The following is a 25,675-nucleotide window of genomic DNA, read 5'->3' as shown; positions in this document are numbered from 1 at the left end:
TACACACTAATTTAAGTTAAACACCGCAGCTTAGTGTCCTGCACTGTCATGCTTCCTTGCTCCTGATAAAGCAAGGGTTTTGCCTATATATATCTTGTGTGAAATTTGACTAAAATATGTCAATCAAATTTGAAGGAGGAAGAATATGTCATTGTAGAATACATAAACAGCTATTTCCAAAACCAGATAACATCGCCTTCTGATGTTATTGATATGAGCGGCTCTGCAAACCTGGTAGAGGACAGGAAAGAAAAAAGTTACAAGCTAAGATAACTATGATGATGGCAAGGATTTATTGCTTCGTAGCCGCTTCTCTTAGTTGTAACCGGCTTAATTAAAAAAGCTATGAATAGTCAATATAAGCATGTTATTGTTCAAAACTGAGCACGGCTTTAACTATCCTACTCGCTGCAGGCGAGCATCTTAGCACCTTTGTTAGTTACATTGTAAGCATATTCTTGCCGAATATCCATATATACCCACCACTGCGGAAGGTAAATATTTGAGAGAAGAGTTCAGGTTTAAACACTCCTCGTCTCCCATTCTGTTACTTTATTTATGTATGACTTATTTTTTACCGGATACATTTTACTGCCCCATGACAAGCCTTGTTTGAGCAGGTGAAATTTCGGCTTCTTTAAGTTCAATGCTAAGTGGCCCCTTTTGATGCACTTCCCTGTCAATGGCAAGCGTGAATTGATGGATGCCCTGGTGTAGTTCTACTACCACTCCGTTGTCCTCTAGCTTAAGCGGCTTTTGGCCCACCCAGGCGGTTATGCCTGCTGTTGAGTTGAACGCAAGGTTTATGTTTCCCTTGCTCAGGACTTCAGTTTCAAACCTGACGAAACTGTACCGCTTCTTTGCATCGGTTACAACAACCGGCAGTTCTTCAACAGGCAGGTCACCAGAAACTTTACTATATGCTGGTTGAAAGGGTACTTTCGCATTTTCCTGAACGATGTGGCTTATTCCATCGTCACTAATCTTTTTAGACAGTTCCTTATTGCTCGGCACTGCCTGCCAACGTCGTACGAAACGTGCATTTGGAACGCGGAATTTTCCCGACTCACCCAACTGTGAAAGAAAACCAACTAAGTTTATAAACTCTTCCTTTTCTAGGCCCGCGGTTAACCCTGGAGGCATCAGTGAGCCCGGTACTTTTTCGAGTATATCAATCTGGCTTTTGGCTATAGGAACTCCCTTCCCAGTCACGTCCCGCATTACGATTTCCGTTGTTCCATTGCTTACCAGGTATCCCAGCATTTCACTACCATCTTTTCTAACCACCCGCTGGAGTTCATATCCCTCTTTAATGGACTGAGCGGGATAAAGAATGGAGTTGACTATGATTTCAACTGGTGAACTTGTTCCGAGGCTGCTCAGATCCGGGCCAATAAGGCCTCCGGCTCCTCCAATGGCATGGCACGAAGCACAATTATTCTTCCGGAACACAGCTTCTCCAAGGTCATGATCTGCGGTTCCATTTATTTCGATAGCAAGGCTGTTTATTTCGCGGTTAGTCAACTGCTGCGGCATTCGTTCAGCGGGCAGAAAACCTCCGGAGGCTTCCAAAGCCTGTCTCAGGAGCGTCACGTCCTCGTCTTTATGCCGGCCCCATGGTATCTGCCGCTCAAAGGCTGGCCTGGCTGCCTTTGCTACATCTGCCGGTATTTTTCTGGCCATTAGTTCCTCCGCCAATACACGAGTCCCCTGTTTATTTGACAGAAAAGCCCTAAAGAGTTCAGAAGTATTTTCCTGTACTGGCAGGCTCTGCAAAAGTCCTGTTCCAACCCGGGCTGCTTCGGCCGCATTTAAAGAAACAAGTTGGGCAGTAGCTAAAAGCCGTAGTTCCGGATCATTCTTTCCACTGGCCATACCCGTTAATGTCTTTTCGGCTTCGCCGTTATCCAATGCTGCCAATGCGCTCAACGCTGCCCTCCTGATGTTTTTATCTCTCGTCCGGATAAGGTTGATTAATTGCCCATTCATTTCCTCCATGCCCCAGTAACCGATCAACCGCAGCGAATTTATGACAGTTGCTTCGTCACTGCTCCTAGTAAAACCGGCAATTCGATTTAAATCCCTATCCGGCTTCATTTCCCGCTGGCGTGCAGCCTCCACTAATGCCCCAAGTTGTGCAGCTACATTATTACTTTGCCCAGCATTGCCTTGAACAGCCATGTCAAAAAGAGCGGTCAGTTCTGCCGTCTTTCCCCACTTAGCAATTGAGCTGAGCACATCCTTATGATACTCTTCCGGAACAAGATTCTTTTGGTAAAGCCGGACAAGCTGTGTTACAGCGTCCGGATTGCGCATAGACTTAAGAGCAAAGGCAGTTTTCCTTGGATCTCCTAAAAAGTCTGGATTTGTCTTCAGGCGTTTCATCAACAATGGTTCAAGTTCACGAACGGTCTGCCACAGGGCATAATCCAGAAATTCATCCATCGGATTTCCCAGTACAGCTAAAGCAGTACGTGCAGCCTCGGCCGTCTGCACTTTCCGGAGGGCAATAACTGCCTCCAGGCGCACCTGAGGATGCTTATCTTCCACGGCCCTGGTAAGCAGGCCGGGAACATTCGCTATTTTGTCATGCCAGAACTGGAGAGACCTAAGCCCAGCCGCCCGGGCATTGTGGCTTTCTGCATTCAGGAGGCTCAGCAGAAGTTGCTCGTTCACTACATCAAGAGATTGATGCACCCAAAGGGCTTCCAGCAAGTGATGTTCGTAGCCCGGATCATTTTTATTAAGGCCGCTGATCCATTTTTGCAGTACCGGAATTACTTCACCGGCTCCTCGAGCCTTCAATACCTGCTTTGCCTGGGAACGGGTCCAATCCTCGGGTAACTTTAAAGCTTCTAAAAGTTCCTTGATAGTGGCTCCCTCTAGTTTTGGGGTTTTGACCAATGGCCGGTCCTTCGCTACGATGCGCCAGATGCGCCCACGCTCCTGATCCCGGCGCGGGTCATGAAAATCCACTTCTCCGTGCTGAATAATTGGGTTGTACCAATCGGCCACATATATGGCTCCATCCGGGCCTACAGATATGTCCACCGGACGGAAAGCGACATCATCCGTCCATAATAAATCCTCTATCTGCTTCGAGGCGTACCCGCTGCCCTGTTCTTCCAATTCAAACCGGTTGATTCTATTTGCCCGGAAGTCGTTGGTGATAACGCTTCCCTGCCACGATTCCGGCAGATGCCGCCCTGAAATCACTTCCAGTCCGCTGTGCTTGGGTTGCCCCGGGTTTAAACCACGTATAATTCTTTCGGCACCCGGGGATGTCAGAAATGTTGCCCCTGGGAAAGCATAGTTGATTCCTTCATTTCCTGCGCCATCTGTCAAGAAAGTCTGTCCCCAACGGTCAAACTGAAGCCCCCAAGGATTGATCAGGCCTTTGGCGTATATATCCAGCTTGAGCGTTTCCGGATTAAGTTGCCAGACACCGCCCCCTTCGAGGCGCTTAACACCTGATGGCGTTTCGATATGGCTGTAGATGTAGATGGACTGGTTGAAGTAAAGACGACCAGCCGGCCCCCAGCGAAAAGTATGGATAAGGTGATGTGTATCACCAGTTCCAAAACCGCTCAGTACCCGACGCTTTTTGTCGGCTTTACCATCCCCGTCTGTATCGATAAAATGTAAAATCTCTGTGGAGTTGGCCACATAAACGCCTCCGTCACCGGGCAGAATACCGGTGGGAGTCAGCAGACCTTCTGCGAACACGGTGGCTTTATCTGCCTTTCCGTCTCCGTCGGTATCCTCCAACACGGATATTTTATCGTTTGCCTCCTCCCCTGTTTTCAGGTGGGGGTATACTGTGCTGCTTACTACCCATAACCTGCCTTCTGTATCCCAGTTCATCTGGACGGGCTTTACCACCATCGGCTCAGCGGCAAAAAGCGTGACCTCAAAACCATCCGCTATATGAAACGACTCAAGTGCTACCTGCGGGTCAGTCGTATCATTTCTTTTATTCTGGTTTACCATAGAGGTAATAAGCAGGAAAAAAGGGACAAGCATGATTCCACAAAGGATCCTTATAGTCGAGGTGGAAAATCTGCTCCCTCTCCCAACTAATCCTTTTATCAGACCTGTAAGCCCGGACTTACTCCTGTGCTTGTTATTTTGTCTTGCTGTCATGTTATCTTGTTCGGGAAAGTTGATAAGCTGTTGGCGCTGGCATGCGGTCCAGCGCAATCTGGCCTTCAAGCCAGGAAATAATGATGCTTAGATCTTCCAGACCTTTCATATGCCTGCCTTGTTCATGGGAGCGGAACCCAATGATATAAGTCCTGTTAAGCGGTCGGTACTGGTGGAAAAACAACCCGTTCTTCTTTACAATTTTCTCTCGCAACTGACTGGCCTGACTGAATGAAGCAGCTTGAGGAACTTCTATACCCTTTTCCCACTCATTAGCCGAAGCGGTTATCTTCTGGAAGTTACCCGTACTAAGTGTATACTTTCCCCTTTTAAGTCCTGTAATCCTGAATACCCGCGCATTATTTGCTGTTACCCCTCCCTCATCCGGCAACGGGAGTGGCAGATAAGCTTCATCGACCGTGAACTTTATGGTTCCACTGTTCTTTCCTGCGTCCAAAACTTTAGCCGGACCCGTTACCTCTACAGCGTCTTTAGAAACAGCTAGCCTTACTGACTCCTTGCTGCGCGGTGCCAGTCCCAGCTCATCTTCGATGGTTGAAGCCAGGTGATAATAGCCATTTTCATTCAGGTGAAGGCCATTGTCTGACAACGTTGCGTTTTTGCTGCGCTCCAGGAGCGGGTTGAAAACATCGATGAACTTAAGGCCCCGATCAGAGGCCGTCTTGGCGACAGCAGAAGCATATAGCTCCAGCATCGCATTGCGTTGCTCTAAATTTTCAGCGGTCCCGGCTGCCATTACTGGAATTGGAGACAAAAGAATAGCTTTTGCACCTAGCTCGTTCACCTTGTCGAGCAACTGGGTTAAGCCCTGCTTAAAACGGGGAAGGCCCGCCTCTCCCTCAAGCGCCTCGTTGGCTCCGTAGGCTATAAACACAATTGTAGGTTGGGCTTTCGTTAATTGCTCCATCAGCAAATCATAGGCACTCGGAGAAGAGATGTAACTGCGCGCCTCCCCCCAAACCGTATCTCCCGACCAGCCTATGTTGCGGTAAGTGACATCACGGTTGGGCCATCTTGTTGTCAGGGTGTACTCCAGGTAGCCATAGGGCAAGTCATTTTCAAACAGGGAGTTCCCCAGAAAGACGACCCTGTCACCATTCTGAAGCTCAAAAGCTGCACCAGACGCTTCGACTGCGGCCTGCGGCGAATCCTGAGCAATTGCTACTTCGACGGGTACCGTAACGGACAACAAAAGACAACAGAGGGTTGCCAGAAGTTCTCTATTTCTCATGCATTTCTATTTAAAGCAGTTTCTCCTGGAGAAGCAGTTGCACTCCACACGCCGGGGTTGGAATGCTGCGCTTGTACAAGAAATTAGATGATATTATCCTAAGCATAACATTAGAAATTATTTAATGCCGGATCAATGAAAAAACAAAGTTTGGAGCTTCAATTGCTCTTGTTGCACGAATATTTTCAATGTTCTACAGAAACTTAATTGAATGAATTTAGGAGGCTCTCATACTGGACGTTTTCTGTAGGACAAGAATCAAGCATATTATCTGCTACTAATAACAGATTGCTGGTGCATAGCCAATAGCAGTCGTTGTTTGTACCTAAGCTAAAGCAATTCTTTTCGAAATAATGAAAGAAGTTAAAACTTATAGCTTGATGATTGAATGTACTAAAATATACTTTACAAACAATCCTGCACTATCCTGACATTGCTTTGTTATCAAAGGTGTTCTTTTATTAGCTATGTTAAATTACCTGAAGAAGGGACAGAACAAAAACATCAACAGAAACTGAGGCAATCTTATTTTGACGGACATCAAGAAAGGGTAATTCGAAATTTTAGAAGTCCCTGACTTCTTAGCCCCCTAAAAGACTGGACCAAAGATTCTACAAGTTAAATTTATAACTTGCACGAGCAATGAAAAGAAGACACTGGTCAGCAGACGAGAAACTAAGCATCCTCTCAGAAGCCGAAAAAGAAGGCATCACGGCCACTATCCGTAAGCACGGCATCTACAGCAACACCTTCTATCAATGGAAGGAGAAGTACGGTACGGGCGGCAAGGAAGCCCTATCCAGCAAGCACTACAAAGTTGACCCGGAGGTAAAGCGTCTGCAAAAGGAGAATCAGCAACTAAAGCAGTTGCTAGCAGAGAAAGAACTGGCCCTGCGCATCAAGGAAGAGTTGCTAAAAAAAAGCACTGTCAGAAGGCAGACAGGATTATGATTGCCAAAGCATTCATCGGGCAGGGCCACCCGCTTTACAAGGTGCTGCCCCTATGCGGCCTGAGCAAAAGCACCTATTACTACCTTCCCTTTTGTGGCAAAAGGGGCAGGAAAGTCAGCACCAGCACCCTCAGCAAAGAAGGCATCCGCTACAGCAATGAGTACGTGCTGGCAAGGATAGAGTGGCTGTTAAACCAGGAGTTTGTCGACTATGGCTACGAAAAGGTGACCGGCTGGCTAAACAACAGCGAGGGCCTGGTCATCAACGGCAAGAAAGTGTATCGGCTGATGAAAGAGGCCCGGCTACTCAACAGCCGCATCAGAAGGAACAGAAGGGGAAAGAGAATTGCCAAGGACCTGCTGCAGAACCCGCCAGCCCTTCGAGTGCATGCAGACCGACATCAAGTACATCTACATTCATGGTCAGCACCGCAATGCGCTGCTGATAACGGTACTGGATGTCTTCAGCCGTGGCGTTCTGGGCTACAGGCTAGAATGGAGCATCACCAAGCACCAGGTCATTGACTTGATGAGAGATGTTTTGTACCATTACAGCATGCCGGAGAGGGTGAGCCTTAGGACAGACAGCGGCAGCCAGTTTGAGGCGGGTTTGTTTCGGGAGTACCTGAGGGAGATGCGCAACGACCATGAGTTCACGCACGTGGCCAGCCCGCAGGAGAACTGCTACATCGAGTCCTACCACTCTATCGTGGAAAGCGCTGTCTGTGCTAAGTATGAGTTTGAAAGCCTTGAGGAGGCCAAAGAGGTGTTTAACAGGTTCATCAACTTCTATAACCAAGGCAGGGTTCATGGGAGCTTAGGCATGCTGTCGCCGAACCAGTACCTGCAGGGGCAACAGGAAGCTCTCATGCTGAGACTGATTCCGCTGAAAGATGAGAAGACTATAATTGAAAACTAAGTGAATAGTAGAATCCTAGTCCTATTGTTTGGGGGGTAGGGCACTGAGAAGTGGACAAATAGATAATAGTAGCCAATATTCAAGCTACTCCACCGCTTCATTTAAGAAAGTTATCAGCAGTATATCATGCTCCTAAATGATGGGAAGAGAAAAAAGGGGGTGTGTTGTCATCATAAGAACATTAGTCAGCAGAGAAGGGGGTGATTCCTTAAGCAGTAGACAAGTGGCAGAATCGTTTGCGACTCTTTTTCTTTTCCTGTAGCATCTGCTCACCTATATCAAGTCCTGAGTAAAATCAGGAAAACCTCTACTAAATAAAATGTACTACAGTGTAACTTTGATAAACCACAGTATAGGAAAAATCCTGCAGGTGACATTTACCCCATAAGAGACAATAAGAGACAATAAGAGACAATGTTTTTTATTTTCTTCCTATTACTTATATTACAAATTAAACAAATCGCTCTGCAATGAAAAAGTTATACATTTTTATAGCTCTAGTGGCTTTTTCCGGTCTGGCTATTTGGAGTTTTTTACAATATGATTTCATAAGTGAATCCAATGTTCAGAATGTAAGAACAACAGAAGTAGAAAGTGTATCCGAGATTAACAGGTATGAAAACGATAGTATTGCGGACAAGCTAATGGCATATAACCTCGCTACTGATTTTGTGATAGAATCTCTTCAGGAACCTACTACAGCAGAATTTCCAAATACAAAAGAAAAGCTAAAGCATACAAAGTATTTAGGTGAAAATAGGTATCGGATAAACTCCTGGGTGGATAGCCAAGATACCTATGGAGCGATGACAAGAAGAAGTTTTAGCTGCATCGTAAAAACAGATAGTTCCGGCGTGATAAAAGAAAGTTTTAAAATTGAGAAAATGGGTTACATACCTAATAACAAACAATAAGAACGTTGTTGGCAAGAATGCATACTTACAGAATAAACCTTTGATAACGGAATGAAAAGTCCAGACTTCATCACAGCCGGTTTATATACGCTAACTCTAGATGTGCCCTGTTATTATATTTTTTCCAACTCAACTGTAGTGTTAAATAAAAGGTAGTCTGTAACAGAATCTATCCATACAGTTTGTCGAATACCTTTGAACAGGCGCTATTCCTTACCTCTCTTAACGCCCGGGGCCAGCAACTCGCTGACGGCTTTGTCTCCAATAACAGCTTTTGCCGGTCTTGAATGTTGCGCATCAAAAACAAGGAGTTCTGCAGGGCTTTCAACTGTCACAAAGCTTTCATCAACCTCTCCTTTTCCATTCATAACACTACCCAAGGACAGATGGAGATGCCTGGCTAAAAAAGCATAGGCTCCTTTTCGTTTATTGATGCCGTAGTCGTGGCCTTCATCGGGAAGATGCAAATTCTCTACCTGATCTTCCTGCTCATATAGCCGGTAAATGTTTTTTATATAGGGGAATTCAACTTCTGGGGTATTTTTCGTCCAGTCTTTCCCGTCTGAAATCAGTAGCATGGGGCGCGGGGCGGCTAAGGCGGCAATTTCTACATTGCTGGTCTGGTGGTCTTCACTTTTATGGACAGGCATGCCGCTTTCGCAGGAGCAACCGCCAAAAAAGTAAGCCGAAACCATCACAACCGGCACTGACACAGCAATTCTCTCATCTAAGGCAGTCAGGAAAAAAGCCTGTGTCCCGCCTCCGGATTCGCCCGTTACTCCTATACGCTTCGCATCAACCTCCGGGAAGGATAGCAAGAAATCTACAGCCCGCATACTGTTATGCGTTTGAAGGGCTAATGCCTGCGGGTGCTTATGGGAGCACTGGGTGGCGTCTGCGTAGCCAATCATATCATAAGCAAAAACGATGGCTCCCATGCGTGCGAGCGTAGCACAGCGCTTTTGCATGTACTCCTGAAATCTGCCGTCTGGGCCATGCCCGTGTGTGGCAAGTATGCCTGCATAGGAAGACTGCTTTTGCGTTGGTCGATAAAGATTGCCCGTTACGAAAAAGCCTGGCAGGCTTTCAAAAGCAACATTTTCTACGGTGTAGCCGTCGTATGTTCTTTTGCTGTGGATAATTGGCTTTAGAGGAGTGTTTTTAGGAATGCGGGACAAGCCCATCCCATCCACCATGCCTTTCCGGATGCGTTCGGCCCTTTTCTCCCAACTCTTCTGATTATGGTAACTAGTGGCAAATCGTTCCAAAACAGCTTTGCCCTCTGCTTCTGTGTAATACCCCCCTTGGCAAAGCATAGCGGAATCAACAGCCTGTGCCATAAGGTTGGTGCTCATTAAACTGCACACTATGTAGCTTAGCAGCACTAGTAAAGACAGTTGCTTTATCATACTAAAAGATTGTTATATTCTGAAAAAAGAGTATTTTGACTAAAGTAAATTTCAGCCCTCATTATAGAAGACATAGAGTCCTTGTTTTCCGGCAACGATGATATCGGGCCGACCAGTGCCGCGTAGATCAGCTACGCTGAAATAAATGCCTGTTCCTACGCCTTCTCCTAAAGAACCATAGCTGATAACATTCTTGGTGAAGCTGTCGCCGTTCCAGCTGTAATAGTACAAGCCAAAATCATCGTTGGCGCCTGGGTCATTCCCATTGTGGGCACGGTAACGCTTTCCGGTCACAAGCTCCTGTTTGCCATCATTATTCAAATCCACCCATTGCATTTCATGGAACTGCGAGTTATCTGCGTCGATGGGATGTGTTACCCAACTTCTTTTACCCCTCTTATCTAACTTTTGCTCATACCAGGACAGGCCATAACCGTGTCCATTGCCCGATATCAGATCCGAAAGCCCATCTTTATTAACATCAGTTACAATAATAGGGACGCTGGCTGGCTCTATAGAGAACTCGCTGTGCAATTTCCAGGAACCGGTAAAGGGATTGGCAGGTGCTTCAAGCCAGCCATTGCTGATAATAAAGTCCCCCCTCCCATCGCCGTTAACATCACCAAAACCTAACCCATGCCCATGTGTTTTGGCTACCTCCACACGCGTAAACTCTGGCGTAGTGCTAGTGCCGGCTTTAACTTTGTAGAATGCCAGGGGCTTGCCGGGTGTGTTCGGAACCAGTTCTAAGGAACCATCACCATCAACGTCCCAGGCACGGATTGTTTCGATATTGCCGGTTTTGGCTATGTTGTGGTCCGTCCAGGGCTTACCCGCTCCTTGGTTTTCATGCCAGCGCAAGGTTTCAGAAAACCAGCCCCCGGTAACAAAATCAAGTCGCCCGTCACCGTTTAAATCCATCGGAATGGTAGCAAAATCATCGTAATATTCGCCGTGGCGCTTTACGTCTGTGATGTGGTGGCGCTTCAGGTATTCGGGGCCTTCGTACCAGAAGTTCCCTGATACCAGATCCGGTACTTTATCCCCATTTACATCAAACACACCAACTGATTCAAAGCTCTCAGCCGCAATAAACTGCTTCCTGAATTTTATTGGTCCAGCTTTTTCTGTTTGTGCCAGAATCTGTTCCGGAAAAAGGAAAATCAAAAGAAGCAGTATTGTGGAGTGATAGAGAGACAGCATAGCAAGTCAAGAAACAAATTTAATATCAGAGATTATTAAAAAAGAAGCTGTTGACTCATGACTTGTCCTCGCAGGATGCGTCATATTTCAACAGCTTCAGGATAATGGCTACCGGGATTTTAAGCTTCTCCTATTACCGGCACTTTTCGAGTTTTCTTTTTCTCACTCCACTCAACATCAGTATTCTTCCAGCTTCCCGAAGCAGCCGAATCAAGTACTGCCTCGCAGACTTTCTGCGTTTCGAGCGCCTCTCTGAATGTTGGGGAGCAGGGTTCTCCTGTTTCCAAGCTCTTCAGGAAGTCCGCTACCTGGTGAAGGAATGTATGTTCATAACCGATACTTGTTCCTGGTATCCACCACCTATCCATATAAGGCTGATCACTATCAGAAACATGAATGGAACGCCAGCCCCTAACAATTGACTCATCTGCATGATCAAAATATTCAAGCCGGTTCATATCGTGCAGGTCCCAACGAATGGAAGCGTGTTCGCCGTTTATTTCAAAGGTATACAGAGCCTTATGGCCACGGGCATAGCGGGTAGCCTCGAAGAGACCTAAAGCTCCGTTATCAAAATGGCAGTGAAAAATGCAAGCATCATCGATGCCAACTTTCTGCACCTGTCCGGTTGCCTGATGTACACGTTCTTTTATAAAAGTCTCGGTAAGGGCAGAAACATCCTTAATCCCACCGTTCAACCACATGGCAGTGTCAATACAGTGGGCAAGAAGATCACCTGTCACTCCGGACCCTGCTGCAGCAGAATCCAGGCGCCACAAAGCCGTGCCGCCCTGTGGCAGATCAGCATTAATAGTCCAGTCCTGCAGAAAATTAGCCCGGTAATGAAAAATTCGCCCTAACTTGCCCGAATCTATTATCTGTTTAGCTAGCGTTACAGCCGGAACACGGCGGTAATTGTACCAAACGGTGTTATTAACACCTGCCTTTTCAATGGCAGTCACCATTTGCTGTGCTTCAGCTAAAGTGCGGGCAAGAGGCTTTTCACAGAGAATCATTTTACCCGCCTCAGCAGCAGCAATGGCAATCTCAGCATGCATATCGTTCGGTGTGCAGATATCTACGGCATCAATATCATCACGAGCGATGACAGCCTTCCAATCTGTTTCGATTGACTCATAACCCCACTGGTCAGCAAATGCCCGTACTTTATCCTCACTACGCGAGCAAACAGCTTTCAACACCGGTCGGAACTCCAGTTCAGGGAAAAAGTCATTCGCGCGTTTGTAACCATTCGTGTGGATTCGACCCATGAGGCCACATCCAATCAATCCTATTCTTAGTTCTTTGTTGTTTCCCATTCTTCTTCTTTTAAGAAATTATTGAACAGTATCGACTATAAGCTTTTTCTCAGGTTCATACCAGCCATGCAACTGGCGCACTTGTATCATAGTAGCCAGAATGTCGTTCCAGGTCTGTTGTTGCATCATAACATCATTGGAGAACATGCATCCGTCCCAGCAAATATGCTTGAATGCTTTTGTAAGTTCTCCACTCTCATCGCGCAGCCAGTGACCTGCGTCTTTTGCTATATCAAGTTTCCCATTCGGGTCAAGTGCCTGGCAGTGCCGCCCCGTTTTGTCATGAGAGCCTGTTCCATGTACTGTGCCATCGTTCTGAGCAACGTGGAAATCAATTGTCCAGGGGCGCAATGCTTTGGTAAGGGTTATGAGTCCCTGCGTTAAAGCTTCCCGGTCACTCCATTCGAAATCTTTAGGCAAAATACGGTCTTCCGGTCTGTTATAGCCTAGAAGGTACAATAAGGTATGAGACATGTCAGCCTGAAAACCAATATTAGGTCTATCGACAGCCTCCAAGGTATCGATCATGGTCTTCCAACTGTGCATGCCACCCCAGCAGATCTCTCCCTCTGCGGCCAGTTTCTCACCATAGTCAGCAGCTATGTCGCACGCTTCACGGAAAGTTTGAGCAATTAGTTTTGTGTTATTCACCGGATCAACTGCCCAGCTTTCAGGGGTACTGGCAGAATCAATGCGTATAACTCCATTAGGACGGACACCAAGTTCGCGCAACTTCTTTCCAAAATGGCAGGATTTACGAACCTGCTCAAGGAACTGGGCTCGCTCTTCTTTACTACCCATGGCAGGGCCACCCCATATTGGTGCTACAAGAGTACCAATATCTAAGTTAAAGGAAGATACCTTATCTGCCAGTCTTTTTATTCCATCATCCTTGCTATCAATATCAATATGGGGCTCTAAAAGTCCAATGTCAACACCGTCAAACTTTACCCCATCTACCTCAGCAGCAGCAGTCATCTCGAGCATGGAATCGAAAGATATTGGTGGCTCCGAATCAGGACCTTTTCCTACGATACCAGGCCATGTTGCATTGTGTAGTTTTGGATAGTTATTCTCGTTCATAAGCCAAAAAATTATATCAGGATTAATATACAATTATAAATATCTATGTAATAATAAAAGCCGATCTAATGCTGAGTGAAGGTCGTTCTTGTATTCGCGATTATTGAGTATTCTCTTATAAGAAAATCAGTTCAAAAAGAACGCCCTAGCAAAACGAAGTCAGCAAATGTGAAACTATAAATTAGTCAGTTACATCTTCAGGTCAGGATTTGCTGGCCCAAAGTGTTTTAACATTACAATCGAATCAGTAGTAGATGTGTTAACTATTTTTACACCCTCACTGGCAGCTCTTTCACTAACAAAGAATTCATCATTTGTTAACTGTCCGTAGCGGATCAGAGCAGGAGTCTCTATGTCCCAGACTCCCATTTTACCATGCCCTTGCATCATGATCAAGCCATAAGCAGCGCTATCTTTTATAGTTACTGTTGCTCCCGGGAAAACAGTAAGCTCTTTTGCACTGAAAGCGTCTGATTTATAGCATACCCAATTTTCAGTGTATCCTTCGGCTTCCATTTCTTCTAATGATCTAGCAGGCTTGGGAGCCATAAAACGGTTTTCCATCATGTAAGGATCAACGTTCAGTTTCCAATCAAGCACCTCCAGCAGCTGGTCATAATCTCCTATTCTGTCCTCGGGAGTACCATTCCATAGTAGTTCCTCTGGTATTACTGCTTCGTTCACCAGTGACTGGTACATAGCAAATACATCAGAAGCTTTCTGTGGCTCATATGTACACATACTTCCGGGGGCATGAAGCAGTCCTGGTGGTACGTCCCAGCCTGTGCCTGGCTCCAGGCGGAATGCCTGAGAATAATTTGTTATTTTATTGTCTCCTTTGGAAAAGTTTTCAAGGCACTCGCGTATTTTTCCTTTTGTTGTACCCGGTGTAATGCCGAAAAAGGTATAGGGAAAATCACCTCCATGGTTATTCAACTGTGGTGGAAAGTAATAGGCCTCCGGCTTTCCTAACTGGCCTATTAACTTGGCATGCTCATCGTTATGATGCACGTGGTGTGGCAGCGGCCCCATGTTATCAAAGAACTTAGAGTACATGGGCCAGCTACGGTGCTCGTTCCATAAGCGGTCTCCTATCAATTCGCCCTTCAGTTCATCAACGGCATCCTTTAAAAGTATTTTCTCTTCGTTAGCGCCATCATTAAAAACAATGGTGCTTAAGCCTTCATTTTCCCCGGTTAAAGGACCGTTTTTAGCTGGCGTTGTTGAGGCTAACCAACGTTCATCAATACCTCCGCGTTCTCCCCCCAACACATAGTAATCGTCAGGGTGTAGCTTTATTCTCCGCCCCGGCACACAAAATGAACGTGGCACCCAAGTCGGGGCCAGACGAAGAATACCTTTTCCTTGCTCTAATGCCTTTGCAGCTAAACTTACTTTTTCTACTGTTTCCATTTTTTCTATTACAGTTAGCTTATTTATGTTTCAAAAATTCATTAATTTTTTCTTCATTATTGAACACTTCAATTTTCAGGTCGTAGGTCCTGCTTTCTCCCGGAGACAGGTGTATGAGCTCATTTTGCTCCCTTGCCTTTGCCTGCCCTATCGGTGGGTTAGTACCTGGTTCAAGGCCAGTCACATATTCACCCTTTCCCCAGTGTTGCCAGTTTGTTAACCAGGGTAACTGCTTCTTCTGAAATCGCAGCGCAAGGGCAAGATTAATTTTCGAATTGTAAAACCCACATACAGATTGCCCGGCCTCATTGGGCGTCACGTCGATGAAAGCTGCTTCCTCCCCTCCTCCTTTGTGTTCGTCTAAGGGGGCAAGGCACTTTTTGAAGTTATTACCGGGACGGAAGATTTTGTTATTTGGCTCCCCCTCCCGTGACTCCCATGATCCTTGCCAGATAATATCAGTGCCTTCATCTATTAAAGGCCATCCAAAGTTGAAATGATACAGCAGCATATGAGGAACCGATGTGTTGCTCCTGTTTATAACTTCATCATGAATTTCAATGGAGGCTTGCCCAAGTCTTCCGGATATTGTTCGTCTCAACTCAATGTTAGGCCCAAATAACTGTGTTTGTTTAATTATCCCTGTAATGCTCATTTCCATTTTACCGGCTATGGGATCAGGTTGAATGATTGATTCAATTTCGGCTGGGGTATTGCTTATTTGTCCATGCAGACCACGCTCACCATAGCTATCTTTCTCTGGACCGCCTACATGAGTTAAACCACACGTAACAAGCAAACCTCCGCCAAATGTTCTTATCCAATCTATACCCTTGTTCGAAAAGGGTTCGGGAGGGGTAACACCTAAATGGCTTATCCAGGCAAGGCTATGCTGATCATAGAAGGCATCAACAATATCCATCGCCCGATCAATTACTACCTTGTAACGAAGCCCTGTTCCGGTATTTATCCAAGCAATACGGGTTCCGCGACCATGACCATTATCAAGCACAGAGGTTTCTATGCCTCCCAACTGTGCGGGATTACAAATCTTGTTTTTCCAGGTTGCGTGATCCAAATTGTTTATTTATAGTTCAAAGTGCTATAAAAAGATATTCCTTTCAGGCTAATAACGCACCAACGGATAGAGCTGCCGCCCTTTCCGTTGGTGTATCAAGCTGGCTTCAATGCCTTGCCTCTTCCTAAATGAAAGCTTAAAAGTATGGGCTCAGTGCTCCTTCATCCGCCGGAAGCGCATAGTGCAGGCTTATGTTGGAGAAGGCATGGTTGCGAGGCCCAAATCCTTCTGGATAATAATAGGCTTGGGGATTTGCTTTTATTCTTTCGCCATATGCTGTAATCACATCCACCGCTCTGCCTGTTCTTACCAAATCGAACCAGCGTTTGTTCTCGAAGGCTAACTCCACTCTCCTTTCATGGTATATAGCCTCTAGCAGATCACCTCCTGAATAATCGTCCAGATCGGCACGGTTACGCACCATGTTCAGATACTGGGCGGCTTCTTCCATTTTGCCCTGCTGGGCCAGCGCCTCTGCCAGAAACAGCAAAACTTCTGAGTAGCGGTAGATAGGCCAGTTCATCCCATGGTTGCCATGCAAGGCATGGGTTTTTGCATACTTTTTAATATAGGGATATACGCCATCCTTCCAAGGACTTCCGCTTGCAGTGATATAGCCAATGGAAGCCTCTTTTCTTTCGTCCCCTACTTCGTAGGCGGCAATAATATCAGGCGTAGGAATGTTGTTGCCCTCTCCACTAAGCGGCTGCGGATTGGAGGTGCCGGTGATAGCCACCAGTTCTGCAGCTGACAGAGGGCGCGGCAAAAAATGGTACAGAAAGTCTCCATTAAGTCCTGCTGATCCTTCCATAAACTGCACTTCAAACACCGACTCTATATTGTTCTTATTTCCTGTAGAGCTCGAGAAGGCATCTGCGTATTCAGGTACTAAGGCATACTCACCGCTGTTAACTATTTCTTTCAAAAGTGCTTCGGCCTCTGCCCACTTTTCCTGCACCATATACACGTTTGCCAGCAACATTCTTGCAGCACCCGAGGTAGCCCTTCCCGCCTCTTGTGTTGATTTAGGTGGCAACAAGGAGATAGCCTCACTGATATCTTCTATTATCTGTGCATAAATCTCTTCTTCCGGTGCCAGTGGCAAGGCTGCTTCCTGCCTGTTAGCGACAGGGGTTAAGTGCAGAGGAACACTTCCGAAGTAACGCACCAGTTCGAAATAGGCATAGGCTCTAAGAAACTTTGCTTGTCCTATAATATTTTTTTTCATCGCTTCATCACTAAACTTCACCTGATCGATAGACGCCAGAATCTGATTGGTGCGGGCGATGATCTGATAATCCCGCCGGTACTGCTCACGCACATGTTCATTTGATGTTACACCATTGGCAGTAGGAATAGCAAAATCAGCTACATCTTCCTCTTGCTCAGTAGCGCCAAAATTGGGGTTACGGGCATAGTATGTATTATCGGAGTGCATTTCACCCAACACCCAAGAGCCTCCAGCAGTGCCGCTATTATTGGTAATAGTTCGCAGCGGAACATAGGCCGCATTGATAGCTTGTTGAAAATCGGCCGGTTTTGTGAAAAAGGTCGCCGAACTCAAGGATGTTTCCGGCACAATCTCCAGAAAGTCATCCTTGCAGCCCGCCAGCACAGTGCCGAATAAACAGATTAATATGATTCCTTTTCTCATTATCTTCTGTAATAAAGATGTTAGAATATAATTAAATTACATTTTGTCACTTAAAAATTTAAGTTCACGCCAAGAGTATAAGTACGTGGTACCGGGTAATTGGAAAGATCTATTCCCTGGCTCAGGTTTCCGCCATCGCTGTTTCCTGCCGAGTTACCACTTGTCTCAGGGTTAGGCCCCCCCGTATAGTTGGTAAATACATAAGCCTGCTGAATAGACGCGCTTAGTCTGGCTGACTTAATGAACTTGCTGATCGCACCGACAGTGTACCCAAGGGTGATGTTTCTGATAGTAAAATAAGACGCATCCTGAATAAAGTGGCTGCTCATCCAGTCTCTTTCGATGCCTGTTACGTTACCCCCGCCTACGGTTGTGCCAAACATGCCATCGCCCGGATTGTCTACTGACCTGAAGCGGTTCTTAACACCCTCCACCATATTGAAAACACCATCCAGGTTGGCTGTGCTGTACAAGTGACGAACTAGGAGTTGATTACCGTATGAGCCTGAGCCTACAATGTTGAGATCAAACTTGCCGTACTGAAAGTTGTTCGTGATACCGTAAATGAAGTCAGGGAAAGGATTACCGATGATAGTCCGGTCGTCGTTGTCTCCTCCGTAGGTGATGATACCGTCACCATTTACATCCCTTAACTTAATGCTTCCCACCGTTGAACGACCAGGAACCTGCGGAGAACTATTCAGATCCTCCTCATTCATGTAAAGCCCTTCTTTTACGAGGCCATAAAACTGGCCAAACGGCTGGCCCACCTGAGTTATGTGGAAGGTACCATATACCCTGTCAATTCCTTCTGCCAGTGCAACTACCTTATTCCTATTGAAAGAGATATTGGCATTGGTGGTCCAGTTAAATTTGCCTTCGGTGTTTCTGGTTATGAGCGCAAACTCGTGCCCCCAAAAGTCAATCTCGCCAATGTTGTCATTGAAGTTGCTGAATCCTGACTCCTGTGGAACCTGCACACTGTACAGCAGGTTAGTAGTTGTCTTTTTGTAGAAATCATATATAAACTGTACCCTGTCATTGAATAAGCCCAGGTCCAAACCAACATCAAATTGCTTGGTGGTCTCCCACCCCAGGTTGTTGTTCGCCAGAGAGGTTACTACTGCTCCAGGGGCAACAGTGTTTCCAAAAGCCGCATTCACTGTATTGTTTACCAAAGCATACTGGGTATAATTACCAATGTTGTTATTACCTGTAACACCGTAACTGGCCCTTACTTTTGCAAAGGAAATTTGGCTGACATCCTGTAAGAAGGCCTCCTCTGACATAATCCACCCTACGGAAGCAGAGGGAAAAACGCCCCAGCGGTTTTCCTCTCCGAAGCGGGAAGAACCATCGCTACGCACAGCGGCACTAAACAGGTATTTACCCTGATAATTGTAAGTGAGCCTTGATAGGAAAGAAGTCAGGCCCCATTCTTCCACGCCGCTATAAGTCCCGCCCCTGTTGATATTGAGCGCCGCCTGAACAGTTGGCAGCCGGTCATCGGCATAAGTATCGGCCTGAACACGGGTTCTGTCAAAACGAAACCGCTGGTTGGTAAAACCGCCTAACAGCTCAAAATTGTGATCGCCGAGCTTCTTGGAGTAGGTTGCCAGGTTTTCGTTCAGCCAGGTTAATGACTTGTAAGTATCTCTGATTGAAACCGCTGTGGTTGGTATAGGGGTATTAATACTACTTGTTGCTGTAGAAGGATTGAAAAAGAAGAATTCAGAATTATTCATTTCTACGTTAAAAGTTGACTTAAGCACCAGACCATCAATAGGCTCATACTGGAGATAAGCATTAGAGAGCAGTCCTGTTGTTTCGGTTTCGTTTACCAGTTCTTGAGCTGCCCTTAACCAGTTGGGATAGGCATAAATGTTCCCCGTTTCAGGCGGGAGAGTGTTGAACAGGGTCAACTCCCCGTCTTCATCATATATAGGCATGATAGGCCAGGTGTGCAGCGCATTGAAAAGAATTCCTGTTCCCCTGTCTCCGTCTGTTCTTGGCGTATTATCAAATATATAGGAAGGAGCAATATTCAACCCGATCCTTACTTTATCAGATACTTCGTACTCTGAGTTCAAGCGTGCCGAATATCTTTTATACTCAGTATTTAAGACTACTCCTTCCTGATCGAATACCCCGAGAACCAATGCTGTATTTAACTTGTCTTTGTTTGAGGTAATGGATAAATCGTAGCTCTGAATAGGGGCCGTTCTCAGCAAAGCACCGTACCAGTCGTTGTTTTGGCCTGCGTACTGCGAAGGATTCTGGAAAATTTCTGGTACAGGTTTCCCTGCATCCTCATAGTACTCCTTTTTGAATTGGGCAAATTCGTCGGCCTCCAGCATATCTATTCTGCCCCGCTCAGGTACTTTCTGAATACCGCGGAAGGCGCTGAAACTGACATTTGTCTGGCCCGCAGCTCCCTTCTTAGTAGTTATCAGGACTACTCCGTTGGCTGCTCTTGACCCATATAAAGAGGTGGAAGCCGCATCTTTAAGAATAGTGATTTCCTCTATTTCGTTTGGGTTTATAGCACCTATACCGCCTGTGATAGGAAAGCCATCCACCACGTATAACGGATCACTTCCTCCGCTAACAGATAACTGCCCGCGAATTCTTACTGACATTCCTTGCCCAGGTTTGCCTGTTGCTTGGTTGATTTGAACGCCCGCTAACTTACCCTGTAACTTTTGTGTTACCTGAGATACAGGTATGTCTTTAATCTCCTTTGTACTAATGGTCTGAACAGATCCTGTCACCTCCTCCTTCAACTGGCTGCCGTACCCTACTACCACTACTTCCTTCAAAGCCTCGGTATCAGTTCCTAGTTGTACGTTTACTGTAGAGCGGTTATTTATTGGCACTTCTTTATTCTGAAAGCCTATGTAAGAAAAAATTAGTGTTCCATTGCCATTGGGCGCATTTATGGAGTAGGTTCCATCTGCACTAGTGGGAGCAGCTGTGGAAGTACCCTTCAAAACAACAGTTACACCAGGCAAAGGAGTACCACTTTCATCTGTAACTTTACCCTGCACAGTGGTGCCTTGAGCAAGCGCACTGGCAACAGACAGAAATAAAAGATGAAGTATGAGCAGATACCGCACCCTTTTGAGTCTAAGTAGATAATTCTTCATATTTAATTAAGTTAAATTTTATAAAGAGATTGCTGTAACACAAACATTAAGTGATTAATCAATTACAATTATTATCGTAGCATTCCTGGTAAACCTACTACACCAGAAAAGTTAAACTATACTCAAGGTATGCGTCGTATCAGAGGGTATTCTCTATTTAACCACAAGCCGAACATTTTTATCTAACTCCATCAGTACGAGTTATGGTATTTATTCTAAGATAGAGGATAAAAATTGCAGATCTGTCCTGAAGTGTCCTGATACAACCTTATGAATTATAATCAGAAATACTCCGTTCTCTTAGAAGCGTGTTCAGGAAATTACAGTTGTTTCATTCGTAAGTCCCGATACTCAACCTTCATAGGCGGACCAACGTGTACCTGTATCCCCAGTAATCCTTCAAGCTTTCGGTTGATGGTATCATTGTCTGTTACATCACTCATTAAGACACCGTTTACATAGTGCTGCAGCCTGTTACCTTTTACTACTAAATGCACCTCGTTCCAGTCGTCACTTTTGATGTGCGCCTTTAAAGAGTCTGATGCACCTAATGACTCTGTTACAGTAGTAGCTGTCCAGGCGTTATTTTTAACATTGTCCCTCAAGGACTTTGCCTGGCCATCAGGGGAGCTTACCTTTACTTTTTGCCCACGATAGGCCAAGGTCGTTCTCCCACGTTCTTCATAATTCTGGCCAGTATAGCGGTTTCTCCCGTCTATATCAGCTTGGTATCCCCTAAGTGCGAAGGGAATGGTATCCAACTCTACACTACGGTAATTGATGCCGCTGTTTCCAGTTTCGGTAAGGCGAAACTCTCCTTTTAACTCGAAGTCTTTCGTCTGCCCTCCTCTCCATATAATGAAGGTGTTATTCTTTAGAGGTTTATCCGGAGTAACCTCACCTACCAAGTTGCCATTCTCTACCCTCCAGTAAGTGGGGTCTCCCTCCCAACCTTGTAAAGTTTTGCCGTCAAATATTTTCACAAACCCATCTTCAGCGCTCCCTCCCTCTTGAGCCATAGAGCAACCAACACTGAAAAGGATAAAGGGAAGTGGTAGAACCCACCTCATCTTACTAAGCAGACCTATTTTCATATTTATTTTTTAGTTAGTGTAAACTTGTGCTAGTCATGACTCATTATAGAACTAGCATCCTTGCATAACCTCTATATTAGTTAGTTAAATCTAATGTAGTCTCTGCAGTTAAGTGTCATGAGCTGTGCTGACTGCGCCTTTTTCTTTAGAGATATTTCTATCGTTTATCGTCTCGCAGAAGCGTTAGTAATAGATGAGAAGTGATACCACCGCTCTTATAGCAGAATGACTTTTGAGCAGGTGCAGCATTTATACCATGGGTGTATAGCAGCAGAAAACAATAAAGTTTAACCTCTTCGGACTTGAATCTATCGTAATGCCTCAAGAAGTAGCAAAGTTTGTCTGTGCCTTGGAAGCCATTCAAAACTGTATGAGAAATCTTACAGCTCTAATCACCAGTCATCAATGGGACTTCGCAAGGCAGTAGTCAACTGGGCAAGCAGGACATTCGAAGACAGCAAAGGTCAAATTACCCGATTCCCGCAAATACTGTAGAAGGAGTAGGTGTGTACATAATGGGTTGATACGCTTCACCATCAGAGGGATGCTTAGTGGAGAAAATTATAGAGACGGGGTTTAAAACTTATAGCATGAACCAACTCTGAGGCACTCCTCATACTTCCTTATTGGAAATAAACAGCAATGCTTGTAAAACATGAAGGCTCTCTACAATTCCCTCTGTTAAAAGTAAGGAATGTAAAGAAGAAACCGGAAATTCAGGACCTTAATGTACAGCTCTCAATGCATACAGCCGATTATAAATTAGTGTCCGGACCAGGTAAGTGCTGGAGAACAGAGTAACTCAACAGCAGCCTTTCAAGCAGACCTGCCAGTGGTATCATAAGCCAAACGGTAACTGACAACCCACTACCTATAATGTCAGATTAAATCTTAAAAAACTTTGTAGTCAAGATAAAACTGACACTAAACTAATCAAAAAGAAGGCAATCCCACCTTCCTCATGAACGTTACAAATAGGGCAGAACAGGTAGACCTACAACTACACCTAGTGTTAAGGACAGGAGAATACATACAAGTTGAACATATCATGAACATCCTCAGTCAAACTTATCCACACATAATCCTACTAAATCTTATGGATAGCCGGAGCATTTCGACGTATGACAAAAAGTAAATATAGAAACTCTGAGTTTAAGACTACAACAGAGTAATTGTAATGTTCAAGAAAACTTTAATCAACGGGGCAGATTCAATTTATCGTTTATATCTTCTACTTAAATAAGGACACAGGGGTGTTTTTTATAGATCTATAGCGAAGTACGCCGAATCATATAAAAAGAATTCTTCACCTTTATTCGCTTCTTGTCTAACAATAAGTTAGCAGCTGTTCTCCCCATTGCCTCAAAATCAGTCGTAATTATAGTTACAGAAAGTACCTCTTTTAAGGCAGTGTCATTGAATGATATAATGCCTATCTCGTTACCAGGTGTATAGTTAGACTTCTTTATCTTTTTCAATAATTCTCCCAGGTCCGACTCTTCTATTGCAATGTACACGGTTCCTGGATGCGGCACTTCTTCAGCAACATTATTGATGATGGAGAAATCTATGTTATAGCACAAACAAAAGTAACGGAACCCATTCAAAATCTCAACTGGATAGTTTTCATCAACAGGAAAGACTAAAGTTATCTTTTGATATTTACTTAATAAATCCAAGGCTGATTGAAGGGCTTTAAAAATATCCTTCTCAAAGTCCTGAAAAATAGCTAAATAATTCGAGTTCAAGGCAGGAATATCTTTATCCAATAACACCAACTCATCGGCAGGTATACTTTTTAAGATTTTCTTGTATTCATCTTGGTCTGCATCATGGGAAAAATGCGGCATAACTACATAGTAGTTGTACTTACCCAAGCTTTTTTCAATTATATCTTTAAATACCTGAACATCATAATGGTGAATATGCAAATCTAATGTAGCCTTGTCTCCAAGTGCTTTTAGAAAGGAGTAGTATATAATTTTTTTGTAAGAACTAAGCTTATTAAATACTAAGAGTATTTTCAGTTTCTTTTCATCACTGCCAGCTACAAAGTTGCCTTTACCCTGTACTGAGGTAATAATCCCCTGCCCCTTTAGCTCCCGATATGCCCTCTCCACTGTATCACGTCCTATCCAGAGTTCAGCACTTAGATCATTAATAGACGGGAGTTTCTGGTCCTTTTTCAGAATACCTTTTTCTACATCAGCAATAATCGCCTGTAGGATTTGCTTGTACTTCGGAGTCTTGCAAGTATCACTAATTTTAGGGTAATACATTAGGATAGGGTTTAGGTGGTTAGAAAAAGTACACCTGAATTTAAATTCTGCCAAATCAGCTAAGCACTATGATTTCACGACTGTTACATTCAGGTTAAGGAATAGGAGATCTATATCTTCCACTATAGCACCCTCATAAGAGAGCTTACAACTTCCTTTGAGGATTTTATTTAATATAAAGGTGTTTGCCATCTTGTTCAGCATTCTTCATTAGAAGAGCTTTCACACGGACTATTTACATCTCATGAACGGCTCGTGCATTATCCACTCAATATATTTAGCTGAAAATAAGACTATTAGTGATAACCACAAAACTTTATCAAAAAAAAGTGACTAGTTACTCATATAAAAATGTTTATTTATAAAATAAGAAAAGAATAATAGGCAAATAGTAGAACCTTATGCTATAATCCTTAAAGAGGGATTTAATAATTCATTTATCATATCTACCAGATAGTAGCGAATTAGGTCCAGATTTGATAATGATGCAGCAGGTCTGTTGTTCCAAACTAGAGACTATAAAAGAATAACAGAGGCTTTAAACAGTTAATATGCATCAGCCGGGATAAGATTTATACTGTAACTATAATAAAACTTAGCACGAGCGGATTCTACAAAGAAAGAGTGTTTTCTATATGTTTAACAAAGTTTTCTAAGCCTTTCTGATTATTCAGCTTTGATTTTAACCAGTAAAGTAGATATATAGCAGCGCATTGGATCTTGAGTTGACTCAATTGTGAGTTGCTGAAGATATTTTCACATAATATCTTAACTTATTTTCTGCTCGTATTCTCCACACTATCCATACTAGAATTTCCCCGGCTCCGTCTTCTCCTCCATGCCCTGTAGCAAAAGCAGATAGCCTCTTACGGGTGATGTAAACTGCTATCAGTATACATCACCCGTAAGAGGCTATCTTAAATTCTGTGTTACTCGACCTAAGTCAGCGTATAGGTTGAAGAGGCAGAAGCATTATTAAAAGCTGCCCTTTAGAGAGAACGTTTAGGCAACACCGTTCCATAGCGGATTAAATTATCAGTACTACTTTGCAATCATCTCATACACCCGCACATAGTCAATCTCCATCGTCTGTGGGTATACAGAAGGGTCGACGCCCTCTGCTCCGCCCCAATTGCCCCCGACGGCTATGTTCATCAGGAGGTGGAACTTCTTGTCGAAAGGCCAGCTTTCAAATTCTTTGCCTTCATTTATAAATTCAAATACCTGCTGGTCATCAATGTACCCCCTTACTGCATAAGGCGTCCAGTCGACACGGTAGAGGTGGAATTCTGTACTTGCTGTTTCAACCACTTTAGTCTTTCCTTTCTGGGTTCCCTTACTGTGGTTATAAGCTTCGGTATGAACCGTGATGTGCACCTTGTTCTGATCGTATCCCACATGCTCTATTATGTCTATCTCTCCGGATTTTGGCCATCCGCCGTAGGCCCAGTCAGTAGGCAGCATCCAGCATAGGCGCTGCCACTTGTGAGGGTAAAGCCGAACCCATCTCTTGTCTGGAAGGTTTGAGTGGTATCTACTTCAATCGTAGGATTACTGTTTGTGCCCGTCTTAAATTTCAGTTTCGTGCTCTGCTGCGTAAACAAAACTGATTTGTCCGGGTTGGTTAGCCAGAACGCGACCTGACTTGCACCCACAGCAGGTGCAGGAGGCTGCGGAGTAATAGGCTCCGGATCTTTCTTATCACCACAACCCGTTAGCCACAGAACCAACAGCAAAAAAGCAGTCGCTTTTACGGAAAGCCTGTTTATTAATTTTCTCATCTTTATCCTCTAATAGTCATTCTGCTACGTGTGCCTTT

Annotated in this window: 18 protein-coding genes; 4 read left to right on the top strand and 14 right to left on the bottom strand. The window is 44.7% G+C overall.

All coding sequences use genetic code 11. The annotated features are described in order from the left end of the window. Nucleotides 1-588: 588 nt before the first annotated feature. Together ACFS7Z_RS18960 and ACFS7Z_RS18955 are read right to left on the bottom strand one after the other, a co-directional pair. The gene (locus tag ACFS7Z_RS18960) at nucleotides 589-4,023 is read right to left on the bottom strand and encodes a PVC-type heme-binding CxxCH protein (protein WP_377487899.1); all 3,435 of its coding nucleotides are present in this window, start codon (nucleotides 4,021-4,023) and stop codon (nucleotides 589-591) included. Nucleotides 4,024-4,144: 121 nt separating this feature from the next. Continuing rightward, nucleotides 4,145-5,395, bottom strand: coding sequence for an SGNH/GDSL hydrolase family protein (locus tag ACFS7Z_RS18955; RefSeq protein WP_377487897.1), 1,251 nt, complete (start codon nucleotides 5,393-5,395; stop codon nucleotides 4,145-4,147). A gap of 642 nt (nucleotides 5,396-6,037) precedes the next feature. Between ACFS7Z_RS18955 and ACFS7Z_RS18950 the strand changes: the two genes are divergently transcribed. The 4 genes from ACFS7Z_RS18950 to ACFS7Z_RS18935 all read left to right on the top strand — a co-directional run bounded on the left by ACFS7Z_RS18950 (nucleotide 6,038) and on the right by ACFS7Z_RS18935 (nucleotide 8,178). Continuing rightward, the gene (locus ACFS7Z_RS18950) at nucleotides 6,038-6,346 is read left to right on the top strand and encodes a transposase (RefSeq protein WP_377487895.1); all 309 of its coding nucleotides are present in this window, start codon (nucleotides 6,038-6,040) and stop codon (nucleotides 6,344-6,346) included. Next, nucleotides 6,343-6,870 (top strand): IS3 family transposase, encoded by a 528-nt coding sequence (locus tag ACFS7Z_RS18945; RefSeq protein ID WP_377487893.1) that lies wholly within the window; start codon nucleotides 6,343-6,345, stop codon nucleotides 6,868-6,870. Before ACFS7Z_RS18950 ends, ACFS7Z_RS18945 begins: the two co-directional genes overlap by 4 nt. Next, on the top strand, nucleotides 6,755-7,264 hold the full coding sequence (locus ACFS7Z_RS18940) for a transposase (RefSeq protein WP_377487923.1): 510 nt from the start codon (nucleotides 6,755-6,757) through the stop codon (nucleotides 7,262-7,264). The genes ACFS7Z_RS18945 and ACFS7Z_RS18940 overlap by 116 nt, the downstream gene beginning before the upstream one ends. A gap of 470 nt (nucleotides 7,265-7,734) precedes the next feature. Then, nucleotides 7,735-8,178, top strand: coding sequence for a hypothetical protein (locus ACFS7Z_RS18935; RefSeq protein ID WP_377487891.1), 444 nt, complete (start codon nucleotides 7,735-7,737; stop codon nucleotides 8,176-8,178). 206 nt (nucleotides 8,179-8,384) lie between these two features. On the opposite strand, the gene ACFS7Z_RS18930 is transcribed toward ACFS7Z_RS18935, so the two are convergent. The 12 genes from ACFS7Z_RS18930 to ACFS7Z_RS18875 form a co-directional block, all read right to left on the bottom strand. Beyond that, nucleotides 8,385-9,587: an alpha/beta hydrolase family protein gene (locus tag ACFS7Z_RS18930; RefSeq protein ID WP_377487889.1), complete on the bottom strand. Its 1,203-nt coding sequence runs from the start codon at nucleotides 9,585-9,587 to the stop codon at nucleotides 8,385-8,387. Between the two features lie 51 nt (nucleotides 9,588-9,638). After that, on the bottom strand, nucleotides 9,639-10,754 hold the full coding sequence (locus ACFS7Z_RS18925; protein WP_377487887.1) for an FG-GAP repeat domain-containing protein: 1,116 nt from the start codon (nucleotides 10,752-10,754) through the stop codon (nucleotides 9,639-9,641). Nucleotides 10,755-10,909: 155 nt separating this feature from the next. Continuing rightward, nucleotides 10,910-12,109 carry a Gfo/Idh/MocA family protein gene (locus ACFS7Z_RS18920; RefSeq protein WP_377487885.1) on the bottom strand — a complete coding sequence of 400 codons (1,200 nt, stop codon included), beginning with the start codon at nucleotides 12,107-12,109 and terminating at the stop codon, nucleotides 10,910-10,912. 18 nt (nucleotides 12,110-12,127) lie between these two features. Then, on the bottom strand, nucleotides 12,128-13,192 hold the full coding sequence (locus ACFS7Z_RS18915) for a sugar phosphate isomerase/epimerase family protein (protein ID WP_377487883.1): 1,065 nt from the start codon (nucleotides 13,190-13,192) through the stop codon (nucleotides 12,128-12,130). Nucleotides 13,193-13,381: 189 nt separating this feature from the next. Beyond that, nucleotides 13,382-14,605, bottom strand: coding sequence for a class I mannose-6-phosphate isomerase (locus tag ACFS7Z_RS18910; protein ID WP_377487881.1), 1,224 nt, complete (start codon nucleotides 14,603-14,605; stop codon nucleotides 13,382-13,384). A gap of 19 nt (nucleotides 14,606-14,624) precedes the next feature. Next, nucleotides 14,625-15,683 carry an aldose 1-epimerase family protein gene (locus ACFS7Z_RS18905; protein WP_377487879.1) on the bottom strand — a complete coding sequence of 353 codons (1,059 nt, stop codon included), beginning with the start codon at nucleotides 15,681-15,683 and terminating at the stop codon, nucleotides 14,625-14,627. A gap of 136 nt (nucleotides 15,684-15,819) precedes the next feature. After that, the gene (locus ACFS7Z_RS18900) at nucleotides 15,820-17,337 is read right to left on the bottom strand and encodes a RagB/SusD family nutrient uptake outer membrane protein (RefSeq protein ID WP_377487877.1); all 1,518 of its coding nucleotides are present in this window, start codon (nucleotides 17,335-17,337) and stop codon (nucleotides 15,820-15,822) included. Nucleotides 17,338-17,387: 50 nt separating this feature from the next. Next, nucleotides 17,388-20,483, bottom strand: coding sequence for a SusC/RagA family TonB-linked outer membrane protein (locus ACFS7Z_RS18895; protein WP_377487875.1), 3,096 nt, complete (start codon nucleotides 20,481-20,483; stop codon nucleotides 17,388-17,390). A 320-nt stretch (nucleotides 20,484-20,803) separates the two neighbouring features. After that, on the bottom strand, nucleotides 20,804-21,502 hold the full coding sequence (locus ACFS7Z_RS18890; protein ID WP_377487921.1) for a 3-keto-disaccharide hydrolase: 699 nt from the start codon (nucleotides 21,500-21,502) through the stop codon (nucleotides 20,804-20,806). Between the two features lie 1,343 nt (nucleotides 21,503-22,845). Then, the gene (locus ACFS7Z_RS18885) at nucleotides 22,846-23,856 is read right to left on the bottom strand and encodes a GntR family transcriptional regulator (RefSeq protein ID WP_377487873.1); all 1,011 of its coding nucleotides are present in this window, start codon (nucleotides 23,854-23,856) and stop codon (nucleotides 22,846-22,848) included. A 1,041-nt stretch (nucleotides 23,857-24,897) separates the two neighbouring features. Then, nucleotides 24,898-25,320 (bottom strand): glycoside hydrolase family 16 protein, encoded by a 423-nt coding sequence (locus ACFS7Z_RS18880; RefSeq protein WP_377487871.1) that lies wholly within the window; start codon nucleotides 25,318-25,320, stop codon nucleotides 24,898-24,900. Further along, on the bottom strand, nucleotides 25,269-25,637 hold the full coding sequence (locus tag ACFS7Z_RS18875; protein ID WP_377487869.1) for a hypothetical protein: 369 nt from the start codon (nucleotides 25,635-25,637) through the stop codon (nucleotides 25,269-25,271). The genes ACFS7Z_RS18880 and ACFS7Z_RS18875 overlap by 52 nt, the downstream gene beginning before the upstream one ends. Nucleotides 25,638-25,675: the final 38 nt, after the last annotated feature.

Origin of the sequence: Pontibacter toksunensis (assembly GCF_042686245.1) — a bacterium.
Lineage (GTDB): Bacteria > Bacteroidota > Bacteroidia > Cytophagales > Hymenobacteraceae > Pontibacter > Pontibacter toksunensis.
Note: the sequence above shows the minus strand (reverse complement) of the source record. Positions and strands in the feature narration are given on the sequence as shown.

Excerpts from the sequence above, each read along its gene's own strand:
- ACFS7Z_RS18960 (WP_377487899.1), bottom strand. The coding sequence starts at position 4,023 with ATGCTTGTCCCTTTTTTCCTGCTTATTACCTCTATGGTAAACCAGAAT.
- ACFS7Z_RS18955 (WP_377487897.1), bottom strand. The coding sequence starts at position 5,395 with ATGAGAAATAGAGAACTTCTGGCAACCCTCTGTTGTCTTTTGTTGTCC.
- ACFS7Z_RS18950 (WP_377487895.1), top strand. The coding sequence starts at position 6,038 with ATGAAAAGAAGACACTGGTCAGCAGACGAGAAACTAAGCATCCTCTCA.
- ACFS7Z_RS18945 (WP_377487893.1), top strand. The coding sequence starts at position 6,343 with ATGATTGCCAAAGCATTCATCGGGCAGGGCCACCCGCTTTACAAGGTG.
- ACFS7Z_RS18935 (WP_377487891.1), top strand. The coding sequence starts at position 7,735 with ATGAAAAAGTTATACATTTTTATAGCTCTAGTGGCTTTTTCCGGTCTG.
- ACFS7Z_RS18930 (WP_377487889.1), bottom strand. The coding sequence starts at position 9,587 with ATGATAAAGCAACTGTCTTTACTAGTGCTGCTAAGCTACATAGTGTGC.
- ACFS7Z_RS18920 (WP_377487885.1), bottom strand. The coding sequence starts at position 12,109 with ATGGGAAACAACAAAGAACTAAGAATAGGATTGATTGGATGTGGCCTC.
- ACFS7Z_RS18915 (WP_377487883.1), bottom strand. The coding sequence starts at position 13,192 with ATGAACGAGAATAACTATCCAAAACTACACAATGCAACATGGCCTGGT.
- ACFS7Z_RS18910 (WP_377487881.1), bottom strand. The coding sequence starts at position 14,605 with ATGGAAACAGTAGAAAAAGTAAGTTTAGCTGCAAAGGCATTAGAGCAA.
- ACFS7Z_RS18900 (WP_377487877.1), bottom strand. The coding sequence starts at position 17,337 with ATGAGAAAAGGAATCATATTAATCTGTTTATTCGGCACTGTGCTGGCG.
- ACFS7Z_RS18895 (WP_377487875.1), bottom strand. The coding sequence starts at position 20,483 with ATGAAGAATTATCTACTTAGACTCAAAAGGGTGCGGTATCTGCTCATA.
- ACFS7Z_RS18890 (WP_377487921.1), bottom strand. The coding sequence starts at position 21,502 with ATGGCTCAAGAGGGAGGGAGCGCTGAAGATGGGTTTGTGAAAATATTT.
- ACFS7Z_RS18885 (WP_377487873.1), bottom strand. The coding sequence starts at position 23,856 with ATGTATTACCCTAAAATTAGTGATACTTGCAAGACTCCGAAGTACAAG.
- ACFS7Z_RS18880 (WP_377487871.1), bottom strand. The coding sequence starts at position 25,320 with ATGCTGCCTACTGACTGGGCCTACGGCGGATGGCCAAAATCCGGAGAG.
- ACFS7Z_RS18875 (WP_377487869.1), bottom strand. The coding sequence starts at position 25,637 with ATGAGAAAATTAATAAACAGGCTTTCCGTAAAAGCGACTGCTTTTTTG.